The 5,883-nt window shown below is 59.6% G+C and carries 8 protein-coding genes; 3 read left to right on the top strand and 5 right to left on the bottom strand.

What is annotated here, in order from left to right:
- Positions 1–47 precede the first annotated feature (47 nt).
- The gene (locus OC610_RS19685; protein WP_264430031.1) at positions 48–950 is read right to left on the bottom strand and encodes a DMT family transporter; all 903 of its coding nucleotides are present in this window, start codon (positions 948–950) and stop codon (positions 48–50) included.
- A gap of 136 nt (positions 951–1,086) precedes the next feature.
- Here OC610_RS19685 and OC610_RS19680 point away from each other — a divergent pair, with 136 nt between their 5' ends.
- Entirely contained in the window at positions 1,087–1,962 is an 876-nt protein-coding gene (locus OC610_RS19680) for an AraC family transcriptional regulator (protein WP_264430029.1), read from the top strand.
- A 62-nt stretch (positions 1,963–2,024) separates the two neighbouring features.
- Here OC610_RS19680 and OC610_RS19675 read toward each other — a convergent pair whose 3' ends face one another.
- Together OC610_RS19675 and OC610_RS19670 are read right to left on the bottom strand one after the other, a co-directional pair.
- Positions 2,025–2,435 carry an HPF/RaiA family ribosome-associated protein gene (locus OC610_RS19675; RefSeq protein ID WP_030139911.1) on the bottom strand — a complete coding sequence of 137 codons (411 nt, stop codon included), beginning with the start codon at positions 2,433–2,435 and terminating at the stop codon, positions 2,025–2,027.
- Positions 2,436–2,479: 44 nt separating this feature from the next.
- Positions 2,480–2,665, bottom strand: a complete 186-nt coding sequence (locus OC610_RS19670; protein ID WP_264430027.1) for a hypothetical protein — start codon at positions 2,663–2,665, stop codon at positions 2,480–2,482.
- Positions 2,666–2,955: 290 nt separating this feature from the next.
- Here OC610_RS19670 and OC610_RS19665 point away from each other — a divergent pair, with 290 nt between their 5' ends.
- Positions 2,956–3,273, top strand: coding sequence for a DUF3509 domain-containing protein (locus OC610_RS19665; RefSeq protein ID WP_264430025.1), 318 nt, complete (start codon positions 2,956–2,958; stop codon positions 3,271–3,273).
- Here the strand turns inward: OC610_RS19665 and OC610_RS19660 are convergent.
- Positions 3,270–3,770, bottom strand: a complete 501-nt coding sequence (locus tag OC610_RS19660) for a phosphate-starvation-inducible protein PsiE (RefSeq protein ID WP_264430023.1) — start codon at positions 3,768–3,770, stop codon at positions 3,270–3,272. The genes OC610_RS19665 and OC610_RS19660 overlap by 4 nt on opposite strands.
- Positions 3,771–4,057: 287 nt before the next feature.
- On the opposite strand from OC610_RS19660, the gene OC610_RS19655 reads away from it, so the two are divergent.
- A complete protein-coding gene (locus OC610_RS19655; protein WP_003205410.1) occupies positions 4,058–4,318 on the top strand; it encodes a YebG family protein in 261 nt (86 codons plus the stop codon).
- A gap of 68 nt (positions 4,319–4,386) precedes the next feature.
- Here OC610_RS19655 and OC610_RS19650 read toward each other — a convergent pair whose 3' ends face one another.
- Complete coding sequence (locus tag OC610_RS19650; protein WP_264430034.1) at positions 4,387–5,778, bottom strand: aminotransferase-like domain-containing protein; 1,392 nt, start codon at positions 5,776–5,778, stop codon at positions 4,387–4,389.
- Positions 5,779–5,883 lie beyond the last annotated feature (105 nt).

The following is a 5,883-nucleotide window of genomic DNA, read 5'->3' as shown; positions in this document are numbered from 1 at the left end:
CGGGAGCAAGCTCCCTCGCCACAAGGTTTATCGCCTGACGTAGTGCATCAGCGGGCACCCAGCGCGACTTCCGTTGCTACGGGTCGCGGTTTGCGAAACACCAGCACGTTACCCAGCATCACCAGCACCAGCCCTGCCAGCGCTGGCGCCGTCCATTGATAGCCTTCTGCGAACGCCGAGACGTTCAACGCCACTACCGGGAACAGGACCGTGCAATACGCTGCGCGCTCCGGGCCCATGCGGCCGACCAGCGTCAGGTAGGCGGTGAAGCCGATCACCGAGCCTGGGATCACCAGGTACAGCAGCGACCCGACATAGCGAACATTCCATTCCATCTCGAACGGGATGCCCTGGAACAGACACCACACCGACAACATCGCCGCCCCGTACGCCATGCCCCAGGCGTTGGTGGTCAGTGGCTTGAGGCCGGCTTTCTGCTGCAGGCTCGAGAGCATGTTGCCCGCCGAGAAACACAAGGTGCCCAACAAGGCCAATCCCAGGCCGAGCAGCGTTTGCGGACTGGCGCTGTGGCCAGCCAGTTCCGGCCAGAACAACAGCGCCAGCCCCAGCAACCCCAAGGCTCCGCCCAGCAGCACGTTGCGGGCGATCCGCTGGCCAAAGAACACACGAGCGTTCAAGGCATTCCAGAGGGTCGCGGTGGAAAACACCACGGCGATCAGGCCGCTGGGAATCCATTGGCTGGCCGTGAGGAAACACATGAAGTTGACGCAGAACAGACACAAGCCCTGCGCCACGCAAATCAAATGGCCGCGCCGGTTCATCACTTGTAGACGCCGGCTGAGCAACAGCATCGCGAACAGGATCAGCGCGGCAAGACCGAAGCGATAGACAATCGACACGGGAATGGCGACGACGCCCAGCTGCAACTTCAAGGCGATCCAGGTGGTGCCCCAGATGAGTACGGTCAGCAGGTACAACGAGAGGTTCATGAGGGTGACTCCTGGCAATGGCCTCCAGTGTCATGCCGATGCATGCCCGGCGCTTGCGTAAACTTGCGGTTTTTATGCGGGTCAGGCTGGCACGGGGCGGATGACGGAGTAGGATGCAAGCGTTGGAGAAACGATCATGGCCAGTCTGCAAACCCTGCAAGTCTTCCAAGCCCTCAACAGCTCGCCCAATGCTCGCCTTGAGCACAGCGCCGAGCTCGGTGACGGCATGGCGGCCGCTTTGTGGAGCAATCATCACGACGCCCGCGACTACGAAGCGCCGACCCACCATACGCTGTCGTGCTATATCGCCGGCGGCACCGGTACGTTTCGCCGCGAGCGGCCTGATACTACCGGCGCGCCCGACAAACTCTGCGTCCTGCCGGCAGAGCATGAATCAGCATGGGTCATCAACGGCGACATCCGCCTGGCCCACCTGTATTTCAGTCCGGAGCAGTTTGCCGTTGGCTGTGTCACGCTACTCGATCGCGAACCCAGGCAAGTGCAGTTGCACGAAGCGACGTTTCTTGACGACCCGCAACAGGCGCAGCGCTTTCGCCAGTTGATCAACCTGAATTGGGACGAGCCCGCCGAGCGCCTGCTCACCACCAGCCTCGCCCATGACATGCTCAGCCACTTGCTGCTCAGCCAGGTCAGCCCACGCCAGGGCCTTCGTCTCAAGGGCGGGCTTGCTCCTCACCAGCGGCGCATGCTGGTGGAGTACATCGACGCTCAACTGGCCGAGGCCATCAGTCTGGGACAACTGGCTGCGTTGTGCGCGCTCTCCGAATACCACTTTTCCCGGATGTTCCGCGAAAGCTTCGGATTGCCACCCCATCAGTATGTACTGGCAAGACGCCTGTCCCAGGCGCGGCAGCTATTGCGCAGCACTTCGCAGCCGCTGGGCGATGTAGCGCTGGCCTGTGGATTTGCCAGCGCTAGCCACTTCACCCACCGATTTCGCCAGGCCTTGGGCGCGACGCCAGGAGAGTATCGCCAGGCGTTCCTGCGCTAAACGCAAACGGGCCTGCATGTGCAGGCCCGTTTTCAGTCAGATATTAAATAGGGACGGAGCGATCAACCGTTGAGCGCGGCCCGTTCGTTTTCCAGGAATTCTTCTTCCAGCATGGCATCGGCCAGTGCAATCGACTCGGTCGGACCGTTGGTGGCAGCGCGCTTGCCGCGCAGTTTGCCGAACAGATGCTCCAATTTGTGTTCCAGCTTGCTGGCTGCGCCTTCGATGGCAAGCTCCAGCGACTCAGCCTTGTGTGTCACCGAAATTGGCTGATGGCCTTTTGGCCGGGCCTCGAGCTGGCAACGCAAGTCATGGGGACCGGGCTTGTCGCCGTTCTCATCCCCCAAATGGACCTCGACCCGTGTCAGGTCTTCTTCATAACGTTCGAGCGTGCTTTCAATGGTAGTACGTACCCACTCCTCCAGTCGGATGCTGCTTTGAATATGGTTATCGCTATTGACTTGGATTTGCATAGTTCATCCCTTATTTCGGCTAGCTCGCCAGGGGCCAATCGACGTTAGCGCAACGGCCCCTTGAGTACAGAGTCGGGCTGGCGGAAGAACAATTCAAGCCCTGGAAAAAGATAAATATTGATTTGCAAATAAAGCCGGACAACGGGCAAAAGCGCTGTTAATGTCGGGAGTTGCTTCGCCTTACCTCCCCCCTCGAAACGCCCTTTCCGACCTGCACCGCCAAGGGACATCCAGCGATTCCTGCCCCGAAACGGGCAGCACGTAGAGCCTCATCCCAGAGCATCAGCGCGTCAGGCGCCGTGATCATTGTCCGACAGTTTTTCCGGCATGGCCCTTGCTAACTCCTCTACAGGAGCCTGCAGAAGCTACCGAACGCGGCGAGACGGCGATTCCCGGACGCTGACGCCCTCCGCAACCTTTGGATGGACACGATCATGGAATGGCCGGTGGTCCGGTATTGCGAACTAATCCCGATCATGGCCGGTCAACAACTGCACGTTCAATCAGGCGGTGACGCATCATGGACAACCCTTTTCAGATCATTACGGACGCCTTCGCGCCGCAGTATCAAATCAACCTGAGCATTCAGGGCCTGGACGGAAGCATCATGCTGACCCTTTCCAAGGGCGGGCGCATCATCGCCAAGCGCATGATCAGCGCCCAGCAACGCAACGATCCGGAACGGCTGAGACGCCTGGTACAGAGCATCCAGTTCGGGATCGCCATCGAACAGGGCCACAGCGCCGTGGCCATCCTCGAAGCCATGACCGGCGGTGACAGCATCAAGGTGCCACCACCCCAAGCCCAAGGCCCGGCACCTTCTGCCGCCGGCCTCTAGATTTCGCCCTTCTCTACCTCGGAATGTTCGCTGGAACCCGCACCGATCTTGCGGTGCGGATGTTCGATCTTCACCGAAGGAAACTGCGACGAGGCATAGCGCACCACCAGGATCGCGAACGCCAATAGCAGGATGCCAGCGCACAGGTAGATGATTCCCAGGTCAGGCGGGCTGTGGTGGGAGACGTTGGAAATCAGCAGCCGCGTCAACGCCGTGATCGCCACGTAGATCAGAAAGCGCACCGGCATGTGGTTGGTCTTGAAATAGATCCCGACCATCGCACCCAATTCGAGGTAGATGAACAGCAGCAGGATGTCATCGATCTTGATGTGTCCCGTTTCGATCATCTGCAGGAATTCCATCACCGCAGCCCATGCGGTCACCGCACCAATGGCGAACAGCGCCAGGTAGTGAAACGTCTCGACGAACAGGTTGCCCAGCGATTCGGCCAGTTGATGCACGTTCTGGCGCAGGTTCTCGGCCCAGTTGATTTTCACGATGTAGTTTCCTTAGGTCGACTCGACCGGATGATGCGGGTTGGACGTGACGATTGTTCTGCATGCAGAAAAAAGGCCAGTGTCCGGGATGAGATGGCGATGGGCTGGTATTCGACACGTATCACACGAAATGGCGGCGGCGCGAACAAGCAAGGCTTACGCGACAAGACTCGAAACCGGCTACATTAAAAAGCCACTATTCAAAGGGAAGGGATTCGCTTATCCTTCGCCTGTATATAAATACAGTAGTCGCAAGATAACCAATGTGAAGGCATGTGAGGTGGTGAATGGCCGTCGAAGTGGTATACCGCAGCAGCCGAGATCTGGAGCGCTTGTTCATGGATAAAGCCGAAGCTGACCGTCATGACAAAATGCTGGAACTCGCCGAATTGCTGGCCGAAGTGTTGCAAAAAGCCGTTCCATCGCTGAGCGAGCAACAGGTAGAAGAGGCCGGGATCTACATGGCGAAGAATCGCGATGTGTTCGCCAAGGCGTTCAAGAGCCAGCCGGACGCCCTGTCCGAGTTGCTCAACCCGTCGGACGAATGACCAAAAGATCGCCGCCTTCGGCAGCACCTACACCGCGTAGGCGCTGCCGAAGGCGGCGATCTTTTTTATCAATAGAACCGACGCGGGTCCGAATCGATCAGGCTGGCGAGCTTGGTCAGGGCGAAACGCAATTCGTCCTGGCTGGTGGGGGACATCAGCACCAGGCGCACGCACCGGCTGGCGGTGCCTGAACGTTCAGCCTGGAACTGGCTGCCGCTGAGTACCAATACGCCGTTGGCCCGGGCAAGCATGGTGAATTCATCGCTGGTCCAAGGCTCGGGAAGCGTCAACCAGACGTGATACGAGTAAGGCTGGGCCTTGAGCTCGAACCTGGCGAAGATTTCCTGGGCAATCGCTTGCCGTGCAGCCGCTTCGTTGCGCTGGATGCGAACCAGCTTCTTGTCCAGGCCCTCGGTGATTACGTTGCTGGCCAACTGCGCGGTCAACGGCGAGGGCATCCAGACGCTGCTGCGCACCATCGAGGTCAGGCGCGACAGCAGTTTCGGCGGGCTATGGAGATACCCGATGCGAAGCGCCGGCATGATCGACTTGGACAGGCTGGTCAGGTACACCGAGCGGTCCGGTGCAAAGGCGGCCAACGGCTTGGTCGAGGGATCGGTCGCGAGAAAACCGTAGATATCATCGTCCAGGATGATGAAATCGAACTCTTCGGCCAGCGCCGCAATCTGGGCCCGGCGTTGTTGCGACATGATCGCCGCCGTGGGGTTCTGGCACGTTGCCACGCAAATCAGCATGGCCGGTTTTTCCCGCTGGCACAGCTCGCGCAACGCCTCGGGAATGATGCCTTCGTCATCCATCGGCACGCCGCGCAGGCGACGCTCCAGGCCATGGGCCAGGGAAATGATACCGGGATAGCAAAGCGCTTCGCACAGCACCAGGTCGCCAGCACGGGTCAGGGCACTCATTGCCACCATCAAGCCATGCTGGGCACCCGACGTGATGACCACCTGTTGCCATTGGGCGTCGGGCAATGAATGGCGAAGCCATTGCGCCCCTGTCTCACGATGGGCCGGATGCCCACCGTCGGGGGCGTAATCCAGGGCGCGAGCGAAATCGGTGCTCCTGGCCATGCCCACCAGCGCACCGCGCAACCAATAATCCAACGTCTCGCTATAGGGCTTGATGATCGACAGATCAAGTAATTCAGGCTGGCCGAGGTTGAGCGCCACGGCATTGTTGCTCGTCGGCAGTTCAAGTAACTGGCGGTTGAGCACATAAGTGCCGCGTCCCACTTCCCCGCGCACCAAATGACGCCGATGGGCTTCGCTGTATGCCCGGCTGATGGTGCCCGGCGTGACATCCAACGCGCCGGCCAGCTCCCGCAACGTCGGCAGCCGATCACCTTCATTCAACACTCCACTGTCGATATCGCGCGCCAGTGCATCGGCGATCGACAGGTACATCGGCTGGCTGGTGTCGCTTAGCTGGGGAACCCACATGAATGACGAATGCCCATCGTAGAAATGATCAGTGGCCGAGCATAGCACAAGGCGCCGTGCGGCCCATTCCGTCAGGCGGTGCAAATTGAGTCGATTGAATCGATT

Source organism: Pseudomonas agronomica, assembly GCF_025917275.1.
Taxonomy (GTDB): domain Bacteria; phylum Pseudomonadota; class Gammaproteobacteria; order Pseudomonadales; family Pseudomonadaceae; genus Aquipseudomonas; species Aquipseudomonas agronomica.
The sequence above is the reverse complement of the archived record's forward strand: the minus strand, read 5'-3'. Positions and strand labels throughout refer to the sequence as shown.

Coding starts and splice junctions, on each gene's coding strand:
- OC610_RS19665 (WP_264430025.1), top strand. CDS start 2,956: ATGGACAACCCTTTTCAGATCATTACGGACGCCTTCGCGCCGCAGTAT.
- OC610_RS19650 (WP_264430034.1), bottom strand. CDS start 5,778: ATGTGGGTTCCCCAGCTAAGCGACACCAGCCAGCCGATGTACCTGTCG.
- OC610_RS19680 (WP_264430029.1), top strand. CDS start 1,087: ATGGCCAGTCTGCAAACCCTGCAAGTCTTCCAAGCCCTCAACAGCTCG.
- OC610_RS19685 (WP_264430031.1), bottom strand. CDS start 950: ATGAACCTCTCGTTGTACCTGCTGACCGTACTCATCTGGGGCACCACC.
- OC610_RS19655 (WP_003205410.1), top strand. CDS start 4,058: ATGGCCGTCGAAGTGGTATACCGCAGCAGCCGAGATCTGGAGCGCTTG.
- OC610_RS19675 (WP_030139911.1), bottom strand. CDS start 2,435: ATGCAAATCCAAGTCAATAGCGATAACCATATTCAAAGCAGCATCCGA.
- OC610_RS19670 (WP_264430027.1), bottom strand. CDS start 2,665: ATGTCCCTTGGCGGTGCAGGTCGGAAAGGGCGTTTCGAGGGGGGAGGT.